Source organism: Parachitinimonas caeni, from assembly GCF_030129945.1.
GTDB classification, from domain to species: Bacteria; Pseudomonadota; Gammaproteobacteria; order Burkholderiales; family Chitinimonadaceae; genus Parachitinimonas; species Parachitinimonas caeni.
Map to the genome: position 1 here is coordinate 1 of NZ_JARRAF010000038.1, position 19,952 is coordinate 19,952.

Here is a 19,952-nt window from a genome sequence, read left to right on the forward strand (position 1 = left end):
GTGAAACGCCTCTGCGCCGATGATAGTGCGGATTCCCGTGTGAAAGTAGGTCACCGCCAGGCTCCCCTTATAAAGCGCCCCCTCCTCTGATGGTCGGGGCGCTTTGCTTTATACTCCTCCACGGCAACCCCTCTAGTAGCCTCTAACCCCTCAAACAAATCTGAATACTCAATTCAGCGCTTTTTAGCGTCGCCACACTTCCAGTACACCTGCTACTTCTCTAATTTGAAGCAAGATGCGTCTGAGCTGATCCGCATCTTTTATTTCAAGTGTGAAGCGCATTTTGGCTTTTAGGTCACGGGTTTGAGTATGGGCTGCAGTGACATTAATTCTGTCCCTTGCCATGACTTCAGAAATATCTCGTAGCAAACTTGGACGATCTTGAGCTTCAACCTCAATGTCGGCAGAGAATACATGGCCGAATTGCTTTCCCCAGGATGCTGCAATTAGTCGTTCTGGCGCGCTTGCTGATAGTCGCTTTAAGGTGGAGCAATCTCGTCGATGAATGCTAATGCCTCTACCGCGCGTCACAAAACCGACTACCGCGTCAGGAGGGACTGGCTTGCAACACTTGGCGAGCAACGTCATTAGTCGGTCTACGCCTTCAATTAGGATACCTTCTCCATGCAGGTCAGCTCGGCTTTCTCGGACGATATCTGCAGCGGCAATGGTGGGGGGTGAAGCTGGTTGTTCGCTGGTTTGAAAGCTCTGTGTTAACTCTCGTGAAGTAATCTCGTTTTGACCAATTGCTGCGAAGAGTTCGCCCTGTCCCTTGAAGCCAAGCTTGTCTGCAATGTCATCAATATTAGGGTGTAGACCGCTGCGTGCAGCCTCTTTATCAAAAATAGCCTTACCTGCTTCGATTGCGACATCAAGATTCTGTTGTTTGATCCAATGTCGTACCTTGGCGATGCCGCGAGGGCTTTTCAGATAACCTTGATGAAGCCAGTCGATGCTGGGGCCGCCATCTTTGGTGGTCAAAATCTCCACACGCTGGCCATTTTCAAGGGCTGTATGCAGGGGAACGATGTGACCATCGACCTTTGCTCCACGACAACGGTGTCCCAGATTGGTGTGGACGTGATAGGCGAAGTCTACCGGGGTTGAGCCTTTCGGTAGGGCAATTACCCGGCCTGCTGGGGTTAGGGTGTAAATGGTGTCGTCGAACAATTCCGAATGGAATGTCTCGGATGATGCATCATTTTGAGTAACTTCTTCTCGCCAATCTAATAGCTGACGAAGCCAGGCGATTTTCTCTTCGTATTTGGAGTCAGACTGGCCGCCTTCCTTGTAACGCCAATGCGCAGCGACACCATATTCAGCATGCTCGTGCATTTCAAAGGTGCGGATTTGCACCTCCAGTGCCTTGTTGTGGTCACCTACGACTACCGTATGCAAAGAGCGGTAGAAATTACCCTTGGGGTGGGAAATGTAGTCATCAAATTCGCCGGGTATGGGTTGCCATAGATTGTGGACGATACCTAGAGCCGTATAACAGTCCTTGACGCTTTCCACCAGAACACGCACTGCACGTATGTCGTACAGCTCGGAAAAGTCCAGCCCCTTGGCGTTCATTTTCTTGTAGATGGAGTAGATATGCTTGGGCCGGCCCATCAGGTCGGCTTTAATGCCTGCTTTGTTGAGCTCCTGGCGCAGGCGCTCAATTGCTTGGCTGATGAAACCTTCACGATCAGCGCGCCGCTCATCCAGAAGTTTGGCAATTTTTTTATAGAGAGCAGGGTCAAGGTAACGGAAGGACAGGTCTTCCAGTTCCCACTTGATTTGCCAGACGCCAAGCCGATTGGCGAGTGGAGCGAAAATATCCAGCGTCTGCCTGGCAATGGCATGCCGAACGGGTTCGTCGCAGCGAGCCAGATAGTGCATGGTCTGGGTACGCCAAGCGAGCTTAATGAGGACCACGCGAATGTCTTCAACCATTGCGAGCAACATCTTGCGCATGGCTTCTGCCTGGGCAGGAACGTCAGTTCCGGTGGCTTGTCCTTGTTCCCAAGTGAGGGCCTGAATTTTGCGAACGCGGGATAAGCCATCTACTAAAGAAGCGACGGATTCTCCGAACTGGGCTCGGATTTGCTCATGGCTATCAGGAAGAAAGTCCGGCGCAGAAAAAAGCAAGGTGGCAATTACCGCATCGGCATTCAGTCGCAGATCGGCCACGATAGAGGCTGCCGCTACAGCATGCGGAAAAACCGGTTCGAGTGTCTCGGGCAGCACTTTGCCAGCGTACAGCGCCTGTGCCCAGCTCATGGCTGCAGATAAGCGTTTCAATTCACTTTCATCGAAACGATCGACAAGACGTGCCAGCCAGCCAATAGGGTCTGTGGCTTCGGCAATCGAAACGGCAAGGGGACGTGTTGGAGCAACCATGTGGGCAATTATGCCATTCTGGGGTGGGATCGGGCAGGCTTAAGCCGATGCGCTACTACCGCCATTCAAGCAGTAAAGCGTGAAATTAGCGATAAATGTTGAAAGGTTAGTCGGGCTTTGCATGCAACAAGCTCTAAAATAATGAGATGAAATCATTTGGACCGTACCGGATCACAGGTGAACTGGGGCGAGGTGCCATGGGGATGGTTTACCGGGCCGTTGACCCCAGGCTGGATCGCACGGTAGCGCTCAAGGTGCTGGATGTTACCCTCCCCAAGGACCAGGCTGCGGAATACGCTGCCCGGCTAAGGCAGGAGGCAAAGTCGGCTGCCCGTCTCAGCCACCCCAATGTCATCACGGTATTCGAGTTTGGCGAGAACGAAGGCCACCCCTATCTGGTCCTTGAGTATGTCGGGGGTGGATCATTGCAGCAGCGGCTAGACAGCAAGGGACCCTTGCCAATAGACAAGGTGATCCGTCTGGCCAAGCAGTTGTTTATGGGTTTGGCCTATGCGCATAAACATGGCGTAGTCCACCGGGACATCAAACCCGCCAATTTGCTATTTGACGAACGCGGGTATCTCAAAATCGCGGATTTTGGCGTGGCGCAACTGCCTACGTCCGACCTGACCCGCACCGGGGCTTTGGTAGGTTCGCCTCGTCACATGGCGCCAGAACAGGTGCAGGGGCGCAAGCTGGATGGCCGTGCCGACATTTTTGCGGCAGGGGTAGTGCTATACGAGGCGCTGACGGGAATTGCGCCATTCGATGCGGACCATGTGGCCGCGATTGTCTACAAAATCCTGTTTGAATCACCCAAGTCCATCAAGGAACTACGGCCGGATGCGCCGCCGTGGCTGATCAACGTAGTGGAGCGCTGCCTGGCCAAAACACCCGAACAGCGATTTGCTGATGCGGATAAAGCCAGACAAGCGCTGGAGCAGGGGCCACATAGTAGTGTCCCGGTTGCCAAGGCTGCTGCAGTTGGACAGGCGATACCGCTGTGGGGGTGGTTGTTGGGCTTCATACTTGTCGCGGCGACCTCTTGGGCGCTGACGGCTTGGCTACTATCTGAAGCGGACAAAGCGGCAAGCCCGGCTGCACCGGTTAGTAGTGTGGTTCCGCCTGCGATGGATAGTAGAGGGGGTACCGGTAGCGTCTCGCCGCCTCGGGAAGTCATCGACACAGCGACCTCATACGACTCCGTGCCGCGCTATCGGCAACCTCCCAGCCCTCAACGCCGAGAGCCAAGGGATAAATAACATTTAGCATGGTGAAGCTCGTGTTGGCGGTTCGACTATTCTGGCTTGATTGGCGCAGATGGCTCACATTCTGGTTGGACAAATTGCAAGAGCCCACAGTCTGAGCGGGGCTATCTGATAAAATTAACCGGTTAAATACCCCGGAGCCCGTCATGACGTCGCCGAGCCAAGTCACTATTCGTCAGCAGGATTTCATCGACAGCATTGCCGATGCCCTGCAGTACATCTCTTATTACCACCCCAAAGACTACATTGATGCTCTGGGCAAGGCTTACGAGCAGGAGCAAAGCCCGGCCGCCAAAGATGCAATTGCGCAGATCCTGACCAATAGCCGTATGTGTGCCGAAGGCCACCGGCCCATCTGTCAGGATACCGGCATTGTCTGCGCCTTCGTCAAAGTGGGCATGGATGTGCGCTGGGCCGATGCAACAATGAGCATCGAAGACATGGTGAGCGAGGGAACCCGCCAAGCCTATCTGCATCCCGACAACAAATTGCGTGCCTCCGTGTTGGCCGACCCGGCCGGCAAGCGTCAGAACACCCGTGACAACACCCCGGCTGTGACCCACTTCGAGCTGGTACCGGGTAACACCGTGGAAGTCCACATCGCCGCCAAGGGTGGGGGGTCCGAGAACAAGTCGAAGTTTGTGATGCTGAACCCATCGGATTCGGTCGTGGACTGGGTGCTTAAGACGGTACCGACCATGGGCGCGGGCTGGTGCCCGCCTGGCATGCTCGGTATTGGTATCGGTGGAACAGCAGAAAAAGCCATGCTGCTGGCCAAGAAGTCGCTGATGGAGCCGATTGATATTCAGGATCTGATCGCCCGTGGCCCGCAAAACCGGGTGGAAGAGCTGCGACTGGAGTTGTACGAGAAGGTCAATGCATTGGGGATCGGTGCGCAAGGCCTGGGTGGTCTGGCCACGGTGCTCGACGTCAAGATTCTGGATTACCCGACGCACGCGGCTAGCCTGCCGGTAGCGATGATCCCGAACTGTGCCGCCACTCGCCATGTCCATTTCGAGCTGGATGGCAGCGGTCCGGCCAAACTGGAAGCGCCCAAGCTGGAAGATTGGCCGGCGGTTACCTGGAGTGCCTCGGCTGAAGCGACCCGTGTGGATCTGAACAACGTTACCCGCGAGCAGGTTGCGAGCTGGAAGCCCGGCCAGACCCTGCTGCTGAATGGCAAGCTGTTGACCGGTCGGGATGCTGCCCACAAGCGGATGGTGGATATGCTGAACAAGGGGGAGCCACTACCCGTCGATTTCAATGGCCGTTTTATCTATTACGTGGGCCCGGTTGATCCGGTACGTGATGAAGTAGTAGGCCCGGCTGGCCCGACCACGGCGACCCGTATGGACAAGTTCACCGAGCAGGTATTGGCCCAGACCGGCCTGCTGGGAATGGTCGGCAAAGCGGAACGCGGCCCGGCAGGGCTGGAAGCCATCAAGAAACACCAGTCGGTGTACCTGATGGCCGTGGGTGGGGCGGCCTATCTGGTGTCCAAGGCGATCAAGGGTTCGAAGGTGGTTGGCTTTGCCGATCTGGGCATGGAGGCCATCTACGAATTTGATGTGGTGGATATGCCGGTGACAGTGGCCGTTGATTCGGCTGGTACATCGGTTCACAAGACCGGCCCGGCAGAATGGCAGGCCCGCATTGGCAAAATTCCAGTGGCTGCGCAGTAATTTAAGTAGCTGCATGCTGGTCAGAACGAAAAACCCCGCCCGTTTCCCAACCGGCGGGGTTTTTCAATGTGGGGCACATGGTTTTGTTTGGGAGGAGCTCAATGGATCAAAAGTCTGAGAGACATGAAATGCCTGCACCGCAATTTCCAGCAACACGCCGTACCTTTCTTTGTCAGTCTCTGGCGGCACTGGGCTGGCTGGCGATGCCGGCATTGCGTCCTGCCTGGGCGGCAATTCCGATCCCCAATGTGACCCGGCTCTATACCGTGAGCGTGGCTAAAGTGGTGGTGCCGCTGTCGGTACAAGAGGTCTGTGCGACGCTTAAAGCGTGGCCTGGTCAGGTGGCGGTCGGAGGAGGTCGCTACAGTATGGGCGGGCAGATTGGTATCCAGGATGGTCTGCATCTCGATATGCGTAGCCTGAATCAATTGGTGTGGATCCAGCCGGAGCAATCCAAAGTACGCATACAGGCAGGCATGCGCTGGCGCGACCTGCAAGAGGTGCTTGATCCATTGGGGCTGGCGGTGCAAACCATGCAGAGCTACTCGAATTTCACAATTGGTGGCTCGGTATCCGTCAACGCCCATGGCCGCTATGTCGGTAATGGCCCGGTTGGCCATTCGGTGCTCGCGCTACAGCTGGTGCTGGCAGATGGCTCCGTGCGGGAGGCTAGTCCCAAGCAAAATGCCGATTTGTTTGCGGCCGTGATTGGTGGTTATGGTGCACTGGCGGTGATCACTGAAATTGAGTTACAGCTGGCCCGGAATAGCCATATCGAGCGGGCGGTGCGTATAGTGCCGCTTGATGCCTATGTCGAGCATTTTCAACGCGATGTTCTGGCCGATGAGCGCAGCGTTCTCCACAATGCCGATTTGATGCCACCGCGCTTCGATGCACCGGTATCGGTAACCTGGCGAACCAGCGATCAACCCCTGACCGTGACAGAACGACTGGTGCCGCGCAATCGGTCGTATCGTCTTGATCGATCGGTCCTGTTGGCGTTGACCGAAGTGCCAGGAGCGTTGAGTTTGCGGCGTAAAGTGATCCACCCGCTACTCAATGCGGGGAGCAAAGTGCAATGGCGTAATCGGGAGGCCAGCCTGGATGTTGCAGAGTTGGAGCCGGAAAATCGCGCGCATTCCACTTACGTTTTGCAGGAATACTTCATCCCGCCCAAATATTTCACCAATTTCGCCCGAGGCATGGCGGCAATTTTGCGCGCCAACCGCGCCAAAGTGCTGAATGTATCGGTTCGGCACTCCCCGGCCGACAAGGTATCACTCATGGCCTGGGCAAAGCAGGAAGTGTTTTCGTTTGTGTTGTTCTACAAGCAGGGTACCTCGGCCGAGGCGCAGGCCGAGGTTGGGGAATGGACCCGCCAGCTGATAGATCTGGCTCTGCAGCATGAGGGGCGGTATTACCTGCCGTACCAGCTACATGCCAGCCGGCAGCAGTTTGAGCAGGCGTATCCTGAGGTAATACAGCTGAGGGGGCTCAAGCAGAAATATGATCCGGCGGGGAAGTTGTCGAATAGTCTGTGGCAGAAATATTTGTAGTGATGACTATAAAAAACGCATCGGGTCGATTTTCCACTTCTCAGCCAGCTCATGGCTCACGATCTTGTCAGCGCCGCCCTTACCCATCGCCCGCGACAGATCGACTTCTTGCGGCGGGATATAGGTTTGTGATTTGGTGCTGTAGAACACCTTGACCTTGGGCTGCAGCAGATTGGTTTCGCTTTGCTCAACCACTACGCCCAGGCGACCGCTTTCCAGCAAGACCAGTGTGCCAACCGGGTAGATGCCGATGGTGCGCATGAAGGCTTGCACCAGCACCGGATTGAAGTGGAACTTGCTCCACTCAAAGATTTTGCGCAGTGCATCGGTGGGTGTCATGCCCTTGTGGTAACAGCGGTCTGAGGTAATCGCGTCATAGACATCGACAATGGCCGCCATCTGCCCAAGCTGGGAGATGGCTTCACCCTTCAGGCCTTCCGGATAACCCGAACCATCATGGCGTTCGTGATGCTGGGCGGCCACCATTACCGCCGTTTCCGTGATGCCGTCGGTCTGGGTCAGAATCTGTTTGCTCTCGACCACATGGCATTTCATGACCTTGAACTCATCATCGGTGAGCCGGCCGGGCTTGTTCAGGATATTGTCGGGAATCTTCATCTTGCCAATATCGTGCAGCATGCCACCAATTCCGGCGTGGTGAATCACCTCCTTGCTCATGCCCATAGCCTTGCAGAACGTCACCATCAATGCCCCCACGCTAACCGAGTGCATGAAGGTGTAGTCATCCTTGTTCTTGATGCGTGACAGCGATAACAGGGCGCCCGCATTGCGCAGGATCGACTCCGTGACCTTCTCCACGACCGGCTCGACCTTTTCCATATGCACCTGCTGGCCGAGTCGTACATCGTTGAGAATGCCCCGCACGATCAGATTGGCTTCAGAGTGCACCTGCTTGGCGCGACCGTATTCCTCCGCTGCAGTAAAGCGCCGCGCCGGAACAATCTCCTGCTCGGCAATTTTCATCATCTGCGCTTCGACTTCGTGCTTGACCTCTTCTTCGGTCTGGGCGTGGGCGGCATCCAGCCCCTTGTCCGTGTCGATATAGACCTCGTGAATCCCCGAGCTGACGATCTTCTGGACCTCCTCGTCGGCGCGTACCGGAAACTTGTTGCGCAGAAAGGGATGGGACATCCAATCGCTCCCCAAGTCATGGATATACATGCCTACTTTGAGCATCTCGACGGGGATTTTCTTGATCATTTGCACGAACTCCGGGTGTTTCTTCTGGTCAGCAGGCAAGCGCTGCCAGCGGCGCCACATTCGATTTGTCCAGTATAGGCAATCGGCGAATCCCTGCTGGCCGGAGACAGCAATCCGGTGAACCGGCCCGGGCGGGGCTATAATGTTCCCTTTTTTTGAAGTGCCACTAATGGACTACATCCTGGTAATCAAGGCTCTGCTGATGGGGCTGGTTGAAGGGCTGACCGAGTTTCTGCCCATTTCGAGTACCGGCCACCTGATTCTGGCTGGTGAGATGCTCAACTTCCTCGATAAGTCCAAACGCGATGTCTTCGAGATTTTCATCCAGCTGGGGGCGATCCTCGCCGTCTGCTGGGAGTACCGCAGCAAGCTGTGGCGTGTCGGTACCCAGCTGGGGCACGACGCCAGTGCCCAGCGTTTTGTCTTCAATGTCATGGTGGCATTCCTGCCGGCGGCAGTGCTGGGGCTGCTGTTTTCATCGCAGATCAAGGCGGTCCTGTTTCAACCAGTGCCCGTAGCGATTGCCTTTATCGTGGGGGGCGTGATCATCTTGTGGGCAGAACGGCGTGAACACACCGTGGTGGTCCATAGTGTTGATTCCATGCGTATCCGCGATGCGTTGAAAGTCGGGCTGGCGCAGTGCCTGGCGCTGATCCCCGGCACTTCCCGTTCCGGGGCGACCATTATCGGTGGCCTGCTGTTTGGCTTGTCTCGCAATGCGGCGGCTGAGTTCTCGTTCTTCCTGGCGATTCCGACCCTGTCGGCGGCTTCGCTCTACAGCCTGTGGAAGCATCGGCATGGGTTGTCGATGGACGATCTGTTCGTGTTCAGCCTGGGCTTTGTCGCGGCTTTCGTCAGTGCGCTGATCGGCGTCCGGGCCTTGCTACGCTTCATTTCCAACCATACCTTCACCGTCTTCGCCTGGTATCGGATCGTGTTCGGTATTGTCGTCTTGCTGACCGCCCACTTCGGCTGGGTTAACTGGACCTTATAAACGGATGAACAGTCGCCAGCTCTACCTGCGTATCCTCGGTTATATCCGCCCCTACTTTGCCATGGCGGTGTTGACCATCATCGCCTTGGCGCTGGCTTCCGCAGCCGACGTCGCCCTGATTTCGCAACTGGAAAACGTCTTCAATGCCCTGAGTCCCGATCGGATGCCCAAGCCTGCCCTGGCCGCCAGTGCCAGCTTGCTGCCACCGGAGTGGGCCAACAGCTTGGCTGAGATGAAAGCCCGCTTTACACCCGGCCCCGGTTCCCCGCTCTGGGTGGTGCCCGCCATCGTGCTGGGACTGGCAGTGCTGCGGATGCTGGCCAGTTTTGTTGGCGAATACGGCGGGTCATGGCTATCGAGTCGTATTCAGCACGATTTGCGCGAGCGTATGTTTGATCGTCTGCTGACGTTACCGACGCGCTACTACGACAAGGCCTCTGCCGGGGTAGTGCTGTCGCGCCTGACTTACGATGTGACGCAGATTTCACAGGCGGGCATCAATGTGCTGAATGTCGCCGTCAAAGATGGGGTCATGGTGATCGGTTTGCTCTACGCCATGCTGGTACGCGACTGGCAGCTCACGCTGTTCTGCCTGCTGTTGGCGCCACTGGTGGCGCTGGTGGTCAGCGTCGCCGGGCGTCGTCTGCGCAAGATTGGTCGGGGCACCCAGAACGCGATGGGCGAGCTGACCCGTATTCTGGATGAAGCGATTGCAGGGCAAAGGGTGGTGAAGATTTTTGGTGGGGCGCGCTATGAGCGGGAGCGTTTTCATCGTGCCGCGAATGATGTGCGCGGGCTCAACGTCAAGCATTCGGCGACAGCAGCAGCCAATTCCGGACTGGTGGGCCTGCTGGTTGGGGTGACGCTGGCGGCGATCATCTACTTTGCCTCGGTACGCGCCCAGGCTGGTCAACTATCGGCCGGGGAGTTTGTCGCCTTCATGGCGGCCCTGCTGGCAATCCAGTCCCCAATCAAAAACCTGACCAAGTTGAATGAGCAGCTGCAGCGCGGGCTTGCTGCGGCGGAATCGGTATTTGCACTGGTGGACGAGATGCCCGAGGTGGATAGGGGGCACCAATCGATGGAGCGCTGTGAGGGACGCATTGAATTCCGTGCGGTCGAATTTCTCTACGGCAGCGATGGTCGCAAGGCTCTGGATGCAGTGTCGATCAGCGTGCTGCCGGGTGAAACCGTGGCCTTGGTCGGCAGCTCGGGAAGTGGCAAAACCACGTTGGCCAATCTCTTACCCCGTTTCTATGAGCTGACAGGTGGCCAGATTCTGCTGGATGGCCATGACCTCAACCAATACACACTGGAGAGCCTGCGCCAGCAGATTGCGCTGGTATCACAGGACGTGGTGCTGTTCAACGACAGCATTGCCGCCAACATCGCCTATGGCGATGCTCAGGTGGATATGCAACGGGTGAAGGCGGCTGCGGAGGCGGCGTTTGCCAGCGAATTCATCGAACGCATGCCCGATGGTTTTCTGACCCTGATTGGCGAAAACGGTGTGCGTTTGTCGGGTGGGCAACGGCAACGGCTGGCGATTGCGCGGGCGCTCTACAAAGACGCACCGATCCTGATTCTGGATGAAGCGACCTCGGCGCTGGATACCGAGTCGGAGCGCAAAGTGCAGGCAGCGCTGGCGACCTTGATGCGCGGACGCACCACGCTGGTCATCGCCCATCGCTTGTCCACCATTGAACACGCTGATCGGATCGTGGTGCTGGATCGGGGGCTGGTGGTTGAAGAGGGCAGTCATGCTGATCTTCTGGCCCGCAACGGTGCCTATGCGCGGTTACGCCAGCAACAGGCACTGGCCGACCCTGGCCAAGGCGAACAGGAGTCAGCGTGAGTCGTCGCTTGCCGCCATTCGATCCCGCCTCGCTGCGGCGTGCGTTGGTGATCAAGCTGCGTCACCACGGTGACGTCTTGCTGACCAGCCCGGTGCTGTCTTCACTGAAGGCCGTAGCGCCGGAAGCGGAGATTGACTCGCTGGTCTATGCCGATACCGCACCGATGCTGGATGGTCATCCGGCGTTGGCACAGCTGCACCAGATTGATCGCCACTGGAAACGACTCGGACCACGTCGCCAGTTGGCGGCGGAATGGCAGTTGCTACAGACCCTCAAGCGGCGCGAATACGATCTGGTGTTGCACCTGACTGAGCATAATCGCGGCGCCTGGCTAAGTCGTTGGCTGCAACCTCGCTGGTCAGTGGCGCCGGCGATTGGCCGGAGTCGATTTTTCAATCGCAGTTTCGGCAAACTCTACCCCTTCATGACCGGCAATCGCCGGCATACCGTCGAGCTGAACCTGGATGCTCTGCGAGCCTTGGGCATCGACCCCGCGCACAAAGCATTGACCCTGTGCCCAAGCGATACCGCTCGGGCCAAGATCAATACCTTGCTGGCGATGCATGGTCTGGCTGGACAACGGTTTGTCCTGTGTCATCCCGGGTCGCGCTGGCTGTTCAAAGCCTGGCCACCGGCGCATACCGCGGCCGTGCTTAACGGTTTGATGGCTGATGGGTGGCCGGTCGTGATCAGCGGTGCGCCGGATGCTGCCGAACGAGCCGTGGTGGACGCAGTGCGCGCGCAATTGACACACCCGACTGTCGATCTGGTTGGCCAACTGAGCCTGACGGAGCTGGGAGCCTTGATCGGTCGGGCCAGTCTGCTACTGGGGGTGGATAGCGCCCCCATGCACATGGCCGCCGCGCTGGATGTGCCGCAGGTCGTGCTATTTGGCCCGAGTGGTGAGCACGACTGGGGGCCGTGGAGCGATCAGGCCACTGTTCTGGTCGGCAACCATCCCTGTCGCCCCTGTGGCTTGGCCGGCTGTGCGGATTCCGGCCGGGCCGACTGCCTGCGTGCGCTGGCCCCGGCGCCGGTCCTGCAGGCCTGTCGTGAGCGGTTGGCGGGCCGGGTGCCGCGTCGCCATATTCTTGTCGAAACCTTTAAACCGGAGTCCAGCTCATGTGCGGAATAGCCGGCTATTTTTCCCGAAGTGCCGCGCCCCCGGCTGCTGTGGCACCAGCCATGTGCGAGGCCCTGAAGCGACGCGGCCCGGATGGCCAGCACATCGTCGGTTGGGATGCCGACTGGCAACCTGTGGCAACCGCACCGGCCCATGCGCTGGTCCACGCCCGGCTTGCCATCATCGACCCCCGTCCGGTTGCCGACCAGCCGATGCGCAATGAAGCTGGCGATATCTGGTTTTGCTACAACGGTGAGGTCTACGGTTGGCAGGATGATGCGCGCCAGCTGGCGGCCAAGGGTGTGACATTCAAGACGCATTCCGACAGCGAATTCATTCTGCGTGCTTATGAAGCCTGGGGCATCGACGGTTTGCTGCCCAGGCTGCGCGGGATGTTTGCGTTTGCCATTGTTGATCTGCGGCAGCAGCAAGTGTGGCTGGCCCGAGACCGCATGGGGCTCAAGCCGATGATCTACAGCATTGGTGAGCGTGGTCTGGCTTTCGGTTCGACGGTACGGGCAGTGCTGCCCTGGCTGACACCCGACCAACGCCGCTTTGATCCGGCCGCCATTGATGCTTATCTGGCTCATCGCTATGTTCCTGCGCCCCGCACCATTTTTGCGGGTATGCAAAGGCTGGAGAATGGCCGTCTGCTGCGTTATGACCTGCAAACCGGTGCCTCCGAGTTAAAGCGCTACTGGTTTCCGGCACCGGAGCAGACAGACTGGCGCGAGGCACTGGATGAAGCGATTCGCTTGCGCACGGTGGCGGATCGACCCGTTGGGGTGTTTTTGTCGAGCGGGGTGGATTCGGTTGTCGTGGCCAGCCGATTGGCGGCACAAGGGTTTCATCAACTTCAGGCGTTTTCAGCGGCGTTTCCGGGCAGCCGTTTCGATGAGAGTGCGGATGCCGCAAAAATTGCCCAGCAGATTGGTCTGCCGCACCGCTCGGTAGCGGTACCGCTATCGCTCAAGCATGAGTTTGCGTCTTTGGTGGCAGATCTCGATGAGCCCTTTGCCGATCCCTCCGCCCCGCCCACCTGGTTTCTGGCCAGAGAGACGGTCAAGGAGGTCACGGTGGTGCTGGGGGGGGATGGCGGCGACGAGTTGCTGGCCGGCTACAAGCGAATCGACAAACACCTGCGCAGCCGCTGGCGTGCTGGCTGGCGCCTGCCGCTACCGGCTATGGCGTCGATGGCGCATAAGGGTTGGCCCAAGATCGCTGCTGAAATGAGTGTCTGCTGGCAAGACGCCTATGCCATGCGTTTTTCCGGTTTTACACCACCGCAACGACGTGCGTTGCAGCCAAGCTTTGATGGTCAACCGCCGCACTATTGGCGTGCGCCGGACCAGACCTGGCAAGACCCTTTGCAACGCCTGCTCGAAATCGACCTGGCCAACTACTTGCCCGAATACATCCTGCGCAAGGGCGATCTGGCAACGATGGCGCATGGACTGGAGCTTAGGGCCCCGTTGCTGGATCACCGTTTCTATCAATCCTTGCTTGCCTTGCCACCGGCCCAGCGCTTTGTCAAGCCGGCCAAATCCTTGTTACGGCCTCTGGTGGCAGACCTGGGACCGCTAGACCCGTTTGCCCGCAAGAAGCGAGGCTTCAATCCGCCGCTGCATGATTGGCTGCGCCATGATCTGGCCGACCGGCTACCCGGACTCGGTGCACGGCTACATGACCTGACCAGCCAGCAGCTGACGGCCGCTGCGGTGGATGGCCTGATTGCCAGCTATCTGGCGGGTGAGGAGGCTTACGCCGAGCAGGTCTTGCAGCTGCTGGTGCTGGATGAGTCGCTGGCTCAATTGCGGGCTCTGGCCGGGGAGGTGGGACTTGGCTAGCCGGAACCGTGGCCGCCTGCTGGCCTTTGCGGGAGGGGTGTGGGCCAGCCGCCTGCCGCGTCGCCAACCCGCCAACCCACGCCGTATCCTGATCGTTCAACAATTGCTGCTGGGTGACAGCATCATGCTGGCCCCGCTGCTGGCCAAATTGCGGGCTGTCTATCCGCAGGCTGAACTGGTGCTGACCTGCGCGCCGGGGTTGGTTTCCTTGTTCGCCGCCCGGCCGTGGGGGCTGACGGCGTTGCCTCTGGATTTTCGTCAGGCACAGACCGTGCGCCAGATCATTGCTTCCGGTCCGTATGATCTTGCGCTGATCCCGGCAGAAAGCCGGCTCTCCTGGTTGGCGCGGGCTGCCGGGGCGCGTTGGCTCAAAGCCTTTGCCGGAGATCCGGGGTACTTCAAAAACTGGCCAATTGACGAACATGTGGCCTTTCCGCCCCCCCAACCATCGGCCTGGGGCGATCTGCTGGCCCGAGCGCTGATTGCCGGAGCGGATCCGGTGCCTTATGCCGCAGGAGACTGGCCAGCCCCGCCCGCTGCTGATTTTCAGCGACCGGCTGAGCCGTATGTGGTGTGTCATGTCGGCGCCAGCAATCCGCTGAAATTCTGGCCTGCCGAGCGCTGGGCGCGGCTGGCAGGCTGGCTGGCCGAGCAAGGCTTGCGCGTGGTGTTTTCTTGCGGTCCGGGGGAGGCGGCCTTGCTGGATGAGATTGACCCCAAGGGCCGCCATGCCCGGCACGCCGGAGATTTGAGCCTGCCGCAACTCTGGCAACTGCTGGCGGGTGCCCGGCTGCTGATCTCGCTGGATACCGGGGTTCTGCATCTGGCCCACCTGACTTTGACGCCGACCGTCGGGCTGTACGGCCCAGGCTCGCCGACCTTGTTTACCACAGGCCAGTATTGGCAGGCGCAGCGCGAGCGCAAAGTCTATATCCCCGACTTCCCATGTCGGGACGAAAATCTGGTGTTCCGGCGACCGGTTGCCTGGGCGGGCAATTGTGCCCGTCCCTACGGTGTCTGCACCGAAGGGCGCTGTATGCAGGCAATCGACTACAAAGCGGTCGAGCTAGCGGCGGGTGAGTTGCTGCATGCAGACTAAGGCCCGCCATTTGCCGGTCCTGGCCTTGCTGCTGGCCATTACGGCACTGGCTGCGACACCGGCGCTGCGGGTCTTGCTGGCGGTGGGGCTGACCGGGCATGCGCTGTGGCAGGCACGGCAGTCATCCTGGCGTTTGCCATCGCCGCCCAGTCTGTTCTGGCCTTGGCTAGTTACCCTCGGGCTGGCATTTGCGTCGCTGGCTTGGTCAGTAGCGCCGCGAGATTCGTTGCGAGCGGCGGGATACGATCTCTTATTGCCGGCAGCCCTGTTCTGGCTGGGCTACCGTTATGGTGGGAATCCGCAAGCCCGACGCTATCTGGCCAGCGGGCTGCTGCTGGGTTTGCTGGCGATGTGGCTGCTAAGCCTCGGGGTAGTGCTGACCCAATCCGGAGTTGCCCTGCCGCTGCCCACCCGTCAGGCCGCAGGCTTTGTCCTGCCGGTGCCACGCTGGTATGGCGGAATGGGGGAAGCCAGCACCTGGCTGATCTGCATGGCACCTCCGACCTTGCTGGCTTGTGTATTGGCAGGCAAGCGATTCTGGCGCCGGGTGTGGTGGCTGGCCCTGTTTATCCTCTTGCTGTCGCTGGCGGCAAGCACCAATCGGCTGGCATGGTTTGCTCTGCTGGCGGGAGGGGTGCCCTTTTTGCCGAGGCTGGCAGCCCGACTGGGTTGGAAACGGCTGCTGGCGTTGGTGGGACTCGCTGTGGCGGTGGTTGGGGCATCTTTGACCTGGAGTTTGCAATATCGGGCGCAACAGATGCAGCTGCCGGCGGTACAAGGCAATCTGCTGGTAAAGCTGGAGGCTGCGCTGGCTCGGGATAACCGACCGGTGATCTGGACATTCTGGTGGCAGCAAGGCTTGCAGAGGCCCTGGCTGGGGGTGGGGTACGGCAAGTGGTTGCCCCATCACGCCTACGGTGCCAATGCCAGTGCAGCACAGCGGATGCTGGACCCGAATTTTGCGTCGCATGCCCATAACGCATTGTTCAATCGCTGGCTGCAACTGGGCTGGTTCGGTGCGCTGGTCTGGTTGTGGTTGTATTGCGCGCTGACCTGGCGACTGTGGCGGCAATCTGCCAATGCCGGGCCGGCTGGCTATGCTGCGGTCACCGGCTTGGGGGTGGTGCTGGCGTTCATGGTGAAAAATCTGACCGATGACTTCACGGATGGCGGCACTATGGCCGCTTTCAGTCTGGTGACCGGGGCATTGCTGGCCTGGAGTGAACAGGACCAGTGGCGGGGAGTGAGTACCTTATGCAAAAAATCTTGATTGTGCGGCGGGACAATATCGGCGATCTGGTCTGCACCACACCGTTGATTCGCGCCCTCCGCCAGCGCTATCCCGATGCGCGGATCGATGCGCTGGTGACCAGCTACAACCGTGGGGTACTTAGCGACCTGCCGGAACTCAGTCATGTCTACGCCTACACCAAAGGTAAACATCGCGAGCCCGGCCAAAGCCTGGTGCGGCTGCATTATCAGAAGCTGGTGACGCTCTGGACGCTACGCCGGGTACATTACGATGTCGCCATCGCCGCTCAGGGGACGGTTAGCCGCCGCGCTCTTGCCTTGGCGCGGAATGTCGGGGCAAACCGCCTGATTTCGCTGGTTGATGGGACAACCCGCATGACCGGCGTGACCGATCCGGTCACCGCCCGCCAGACCGGGCACGAAGTTGAGCGGGTATTTGCACTGGGCCAGCCGCTGGGGATTCAGGGACCACCGGGTGCATGCCGGGTGGTTGCGGACGAGGCGCGTCGGGAGATCCTGCAACGCCGATTGGACGCAGTGCTGCCGGACGGGCCGCGCTTTGGCATCCAATTGTCTGCACGCAAGCCCTCGCAACGTTGGCCGGTTTTGCATTACGCGCACCTGATCGAGCAGATGCAGCGCCATTGGCCGAATGCCCGCTTCCTGGTGTTCTGGGCGCCGGGGGCAGAGAATGATCCGCGTCATCCGGGCGATGATCGCAAGGCGGCTGAGCTCATGCAGCATCTGGCTCGCCAGAGAGTGCTGCCGATTGCGACTTCCTGCCTTGAAGATCTGATCGCGGGAATTGATCTGTGTGATGCTTTCCTGACGCCAGATGGCGGGGCCATGCATCTGGCAGCCGGGCTCGGAAAACCCGTTCTGGCATTGTTTGGGGATAGCGACCCAGAACAATGGCAGCCCTGGGGCGTGCCCCGGCAGGTCTTGCAACCGCCTTCGCGCCAGGTTGCCGATCTGCAACCCGGCGAGGTCATGGCGGCCTGGTGCCGCCTGCTGGACCCCTTGCCACAATAGCCGATCCGGCGCGACGGTAAACCTTACGCCAACAGAACCTGGGGAATGGCGATTGACGGCAGCGCTTGGTGTCGTGAGCAGGGTAGCCAGCAGCACAATACGCCCTGATCGGGTGGTTGGCCTTCGCCGATTGACGCAGAATACCAACCAATTCGCAACACGCCTCAACTGAGCCAGCCTCCAAACAAACCAGTCGATAACACATCGAACTCATGTCAAACCACTACTCCTCTGTAGGACTCGTCACCGCCCAAAGGGCTGAATTCAACGTGCCATTGCCTTTGGCCAATGGCTCGACGCTGGACCAGTACGAGATGGTCTACGAAACCTATGGCGAGCTGAATGCCGCACGTAGCAATGCCGTGCTGATCTGCCATGCGCTGTCAGGCAACCACCATGTTGCAGGCCGTTACAATCTGGACGACAAGAACCCTGGTTGGTGGGACACCATGGTTGGTCCGGGCAAGCCGATTGATACCAATCACTTCTTCGTCATTGGCGTCAACAACCTGGGGGGCTGTCACGGCTCGACCGGGCCAAGCAGCCTGGACCCGGCGACCGGCCAGCCCTATGGTTCGGCATTCCCGGTGCTGACCGTAGAAGACTGGGTGCATTCGCAAGCACGGCTGGCCGACCGGCTCGGTGTCGACCGCTTCGCCGCCGTGATCGGTGGCAGTCTGGGCGGGATGCAGGTATTGCAATGGTCGATTACCTTTCCTGATCGGGTAGCCAATGCCCTGGTGATTGCATCGGCCCCCAAGCTGTCGGCGCAGAATATTGCGTTCAACGATGTGGCCCGGCAGGCCATTCTGACCGACCCCGATTTTCATGGCGGTGACTTTTACCGCCACCAGACCGCTCCCCGACGCGGCTTGCGGCTGGCGCGCATGCTGGGACATATCACCTATCTTTCCGACGATGGCATGGGCGAAAAATTCGGCCGCATGCTGCGTTCGGGGAGTTACCAATACGGCTACGACGTCGAGTTCGAGATCGAGTCCTACCTGCGTTATCAGGGCGACCGTTTTTCCGGCGTGTTCGATGCCAACACTTATCTGCTGATGACCAAGGCCCTGGACTATTTTGATCCGGCCCGACATACCGGACACAACCTGACGCAGGCCTTGGCGGCAGTCAAAGCACGCTTTCTGGTGGTGTCGTTTACGACGGACTGGCGTTTCTCGCCTGAGCGGTCGCGCGAGATCGTCAAGGCATTGCTCGACGCCCGCAAGGACGTCAGCTATGTCGAAGTCGAATCCGTGCACGGGCATGATGCCTTCTTGATGACCGATCCCGCGTATGTCCGGGTGATGCGGGCCTATCTGAGGCGGGTAGCAGAGGGTTTACAAATATGAATATGCGTCTTCCTGAACAGAATTTACGGCCGGATCTGGAGCGGGTCGCCAACTGGATCGCCCCTGCCAGCCGGGTGCTGGATCTGGGCTGCGGCGATGGGGCATTGCTGTCGTACCTGCGGGCAGAAAAGCAGGTGGAAGGATATGGCGTCGAGATTGATATCGACGGGGTGGCCAGCTGTATCGAACATGGCGTGAACGTTGTGCAGAGCGACCTGGAAAGCGGCCTCTCTGGCTTTGAATCCAACAGCTTCGACTATGTCGTGCTGTCGCTGACACTACAATCGATGCGACGCATCGAATTTATCGTGCAGGAGATGCTGCGGGTAGGCCGGATCGGTATCGTGACCTTCCCCAACTTTGGTTACTGGCAAAATCGCTGGCAGATATTGCGTGGCCGGATGCCGGTGTCCGAAACCATTCCCTATGAGTGGTACAACACACCGAATATTCACCTGTGCACGTTGCATGATTTCGACCGCTTCCTGACAGCGCACAAGATGCGTACCACCGCGCAGATGGTGCTGCATCAAGGCCGCCGGGTGAATGTCTTGCCCAATTTAATGGGAAGCCTGGCGCTGGTCCGGTTTGAGTTCGAATGATGCCGACGGTCAGCACATTGCAGCAGGCGATGGATGCCCTGGTTGATCGGGGTTATGCTGTCTGGCCGGGGTTTCTTGACGCAGAGGCGGTTGCGGGTCTGTTGGCCGAAGCCAGAGCGCGGCGTGAAGCTGGGGCATTTCATCGGGCCGGAGTTGGCCGGGCCAACGGACTGGCGGTACGGGATCAGGTGCGTGGTGATGAAGTGCTATGGCTGGATGAGGCGGCCGAGGTCGCCGCCGAACGTCCCTACTGGCAGGCGTTACAGGCATTGCGAAGGGAAATCAACCAGACGCTCTATCTGGGATTGGTGGAGGGTGAGTTCCACTATGCGCATTATCCGGTTGGTACATTCTACCGACGTCACCTTGATCGCTTTCGTGATGACGATGCGCGCACGGTTTCCTGCGTGCTGTATCTGAATCAGGACTGGCAGGATGCTGAGGGTGGACAGCTTCGCTTGTATCTGGATGCGACAGAGGAATCGAAGTTTCTTGACGTCAGTCCGCAAGCGGGAACGCTGGCTTTATTTCTGTCAGATCGCTTCTGGCACGAAGTTTTGCCGGCCAGTCGGGAACGGTGGTCGGTCACTGGCTGGATGCGACGCCGAGTGTAGCTTGCTGCGGGCCCTGATCGGGTTCGGGAGGTTTGACAGCGCTTGCAAAAAAGCCTGGATGTGGCAG

At 58.9% G+C, this 19,952-nt stretch carries 15 protein-coding genes; 13 read left to right on the forward strand and 2 right to left on the reverse strand.

Annotated elements, in window-relative coordinates:
* Positions 1 to 183 precede the first annotated feature (183 nt).
* Positions 184 to 2,385 (reverse strand): RelA/SpoT family protein, encoded by a 2,202-nt coding sequence (locus PZA18_RS20490; protein ID WP_284102743.1) that lies wholly within the window; start codon positions 2,383 to 2,385, stop codon positions 184 to 186.
* A 146-nt stretch (positions 2,386 to 2,531) separates the two neighbouring features.
* On the opposite strand from PZA18_RS20490, the gene PZA18_RS20495 reads away from it, so the two are divergent.
* From PZA18_RS20495 to PZA18_RS20505, 3 genes are all read left to right on the forward strand, one after another.
* A complete protein-coding gene (locus PZA18_RS20495; protein ID WP_284102744.1) occupies positions 2,532 to 3,647 on the forward strand; it encodes a serine/threonine-protein kinase in 1,116 nt (371 codons plus the stop codon).
* A gap of 152 nt (positions 3,648 to 3,799) precedes the next feature.
* Positions 3,800 to 5,335 carry a fumarate hydratase gene (locus PZA18_RS20500; protein ID WP_284102745.1) on the forward strand — a complete coding sequence of 512 codons (1,536 nt, stop codon included), beginning with the start codon at positions 3,800 to 3,802 and terminating at the stop codon, positions 5,333 to 5,335.
* A 128-nt stretch (positions 5,336 to 5,463) separates the two neighbouring features.
* Positions 5,464 to 6,891, forward strand: a complete 1,428-nt coding sequence (locus tag PZA18_RS20505) for an FAD-binding oxidoreductase (RefSeq protein ID WP_284102746.1) — start codon at positions 5,464 to 5,466, stop codon at positions 6,889 to 6,891.
* 6 nt (positions 6,892 to 6,897) lie between these two features.
* On the opposite strand, the gene PZA18_RS20510 is transcribed toward PZA18_RS20505, so the two are convergent.
* Positions 6,898 to 8,172 (reverse strand): HD-GYP domain-containing protein, encoded by a 1,275-nt coding sequence (locus PZA18_RS20510; RefSeq protein WP_284102747.1) that lies wholly within the window; start codon positions 8,170 to 8,172, stop codon positions 6,898 to 6,900.
* A 109-nt stretch (positions 8,173 to 8,281) separates the two neighbouring features.
* On the opposite strand from PZA18_RS20510, the gene PZA18_RS20515 reads away from it, so the two are divergent.
* From PZA18_RS20515 to PZA18_RS20560, 10 genes are all read left to right on the forward strand, one after another.
* Positions 8,282 to 9,106 (forward strand): undecaprenyl-diphosphate phosphatase, encoded by an 825-nt coding sequence (locus PZA18_RS20515; protein WP_284102748.1) that lies wholly within the window; start codon positions 8,282 to 8,284, stop codon positions 9,104 to 9,106.
* A gap of 4 nt (positions 9,107 to 9,110) precedes the next feature.
* Positions 9,111 to 10,961: a lipid A export permease/ATP-binding protein MsbA gene (gene msbA, locus PZA18_RS20520; RefSeq protein ID WP_284102749.1), complete on the forward strand. Its 1,851-nt coding sequence runs from the start codon at positions 9,111 to 9,113 to the stop codon at positions 10,959 to 10,961.
* A complete protein-coding gene (gene rfaQ / locus PZA18_RS20525) occupies positions 10,958 to 12,097 on the forward strand; it encodes a putative lipopolysaccharide heptosyltransferase III (protein WP_284102750.1) in 1,140 nt (379 codons plus the stop codon). Before msbA ends, rfaQ begins: the two co-directional genes overlap by 4 nt.
* Positions 12,085 to 13,932 carry an asparagine synthase (glutamine-hydrolyzing) gene (asnB, locus tag PZA18_RS20530; protein WP_284102751.1) on the forward strand — a complete coding sequence of 616 codons (1,848 nt, stop codon included), beginning with the start codon at positions 12,085 to 12,087 and terminating at the stop codon, positions 13,930 to 13,932. Before rfaQ ends, asnB begins: the two co-directional genes overlap by 13 nt.
* Complete coding sequence (locus PZA18_RS20535) at positions 13,925 to 15,031, forward strand: glycosyltransferase family 9 protein (RefSeq protein ID WP_284102752.1); 1,107 nt, start codon at positions 13,925 to 13,927, stop codon at positions 15,029 to 15,031. The genes asnB and PZA18_RS20535 overlap by 8 nt, the downstream gene beginning before the upstream one ends.
* Positions 15,021 to 16,301: an O-antigen ligase family protein gene (locus PZA18_RS20540; protein ID WP_284102753.1), complete on the forward strand. Its 1,281-nt coding sequence runs from the start codon at positions 15,021 to 15,023 to the stop codon at positions 16,299 to 16,301. The genes PZA18_RS20535 and PZA18_RS20540 overlap by 11 nt, the downstream gene beginning before the upstream one ends.
* Complete coding sequence (locus tag PZA18_RS20545; protein ID WP_284102754.1) at positions 16,286 to 17,314, forward strand: glycosyltransferase family 9 protein; 1,029 nt, start codon at positions 16,286 to 16,288, stop codon at positions 17,312 to 17,314. Before PZA18_RS20540 ends, PZA18_RS20545 begins: the two co-directional genes overlap by 16 nt.
* Before the next feature lie 212 nt (positions 17,315 to 17,526).
* Complete coding sequence (gene metX / locus PZA18_RS20550; RefSeq protein WP_284102755.1) at positions 17,527 to 18,669, forward strand: homoserine O-succinyltransferase MetX; 1,143 nt, start codon at positions 17,527 to 17,529, stop codon at positions 18,667 to 18,669.
* Positions 18,670 to 18,671: 2 nt separating this feature from the next.
* The gene (metW, locus tag PZA18_RS20555) at positions 18,672 to 19,271 is read left to right on the forward strand and encodes a methionine biosynthesis protein MetW (RefSeq protein ID WP_407951201.1); all 600 of its coding nucleotides are present in this window, start codon (positions 18,672 to 18,674) and stop codon (positions 19,269 to 19,271) included.
* A complete protein-coding gene (locus tag PZA18_RS20560; RefSeq protein WP_284102757.1) occupies positions 19,268 to 19,885 on the forward strand; it encodes a 2OG-Fe(II) oxygenase in 618 nt (205 codons plus the stop codon). The genes metW and PZA18_RS20560 overlap by 4 nt, the downstream gene beginning before the upstream one ends.
* Positions 19,886 to 19,952: the final 67 nt, after the last annotated feature.

What these genes read in the sequence shown, in the direction of transcription:
- metX (WP_284102755.1), top strand. Translation starts at nt 17,527, where the DNA reads ATGTCAAACCACTACTCCTCTGTAGGACTCGTCACCGCCCAAAGGGCT.
- PZA18_RS20505 (WP_284102746.1), top strand. Translation starts at nt 5,464, where the DNA reads ATGCCTGCACCGCAATTTCCAGCAACACGCCGTACCTTTCTTTGTCAG.
- PZA18_RS20560 (WP_284102757.1), top strand. Translation starts at nt 19,268, where the DNA reads ATGATGCCGACGGTCAGCACATTGCAGCAGGCGATGGATGCCCTGGTT.
- msbA (WP_284102749.1), top strand. Translation starts at nt 9,111, where the DNA reads ATGAACAGTCGCCAGCTCTACCTGCGTATCCTCGGTTATATCCGCCCC.
- PZA18_RS20545 (WP_284102754.1), top strand. Translation starts at nt 16,286, where the DNA reads ATGCAAAAAATCTTGATTGTGCGGCGGGACAATATCGGCGATCTGGTC.
- metW (WP_407951201.1), top strand. Translation starts at nt 18,672, where the DNA reads ATGCGTCTTCCTGAACAGAATTTACGGCCGGATCTGGAGCGGGTCGCC.
- PZA18_RS20495 (WP_284102744.1), top strand. Translation starts at nt 2,532, where the DNA reads ATGAAATCATTTGGACCGTACCGGATCACAGGTGAACTGGGGCGAGGT.
- PZA18_RS20510 (WP_284102747.1), bottom strand. Translation starts at nt 8,172, where the DNA reads ATGTGGCGCCGCTGGCAGCGCTTGCCTGCTGACCAGAAGAAACACCCG.
- PZA18_RS20515 (WP_284102748.1), top strand. Translation starts at nt 8,282, where the DNA reads ATGGACTACATCCTGGTAATCAAGGCTCTGCTGATGGGGCTGGTTGAA.
- PZA18_RS20500 (WP_284102745.1), top strand. Translation starts at nt 3,800, where the DNA reads ATGACGTCGCCGAGCCAAGTCACTATTCGTCAGCAGGATTTCATCGAC.
- PZA18_RS20540 (WP_284102753.1), top strand. Translation starts at nt 15,021, where the DNA reads ATGCAGACTAAGGCCCGCCATTTGCCGGTCCTGGCCTTGCTGCTGGCC.
- PZA18_RS20490 (WP_284102743.1), bottom strand. Translation starts at nt 2,385, where the DNA reads ATGGTTGCTCCAACACGTCCCCTTGCCGTTTCGATTGCCGAAGCCACA.
- asnB (WP_284102751.1), top strand. Translation starts at nt 12,085, where the DNA reads ATGTGCGGAATAGCCGGCTATTTTTCCCGAAGTGCCGCGCCCCCGGCT.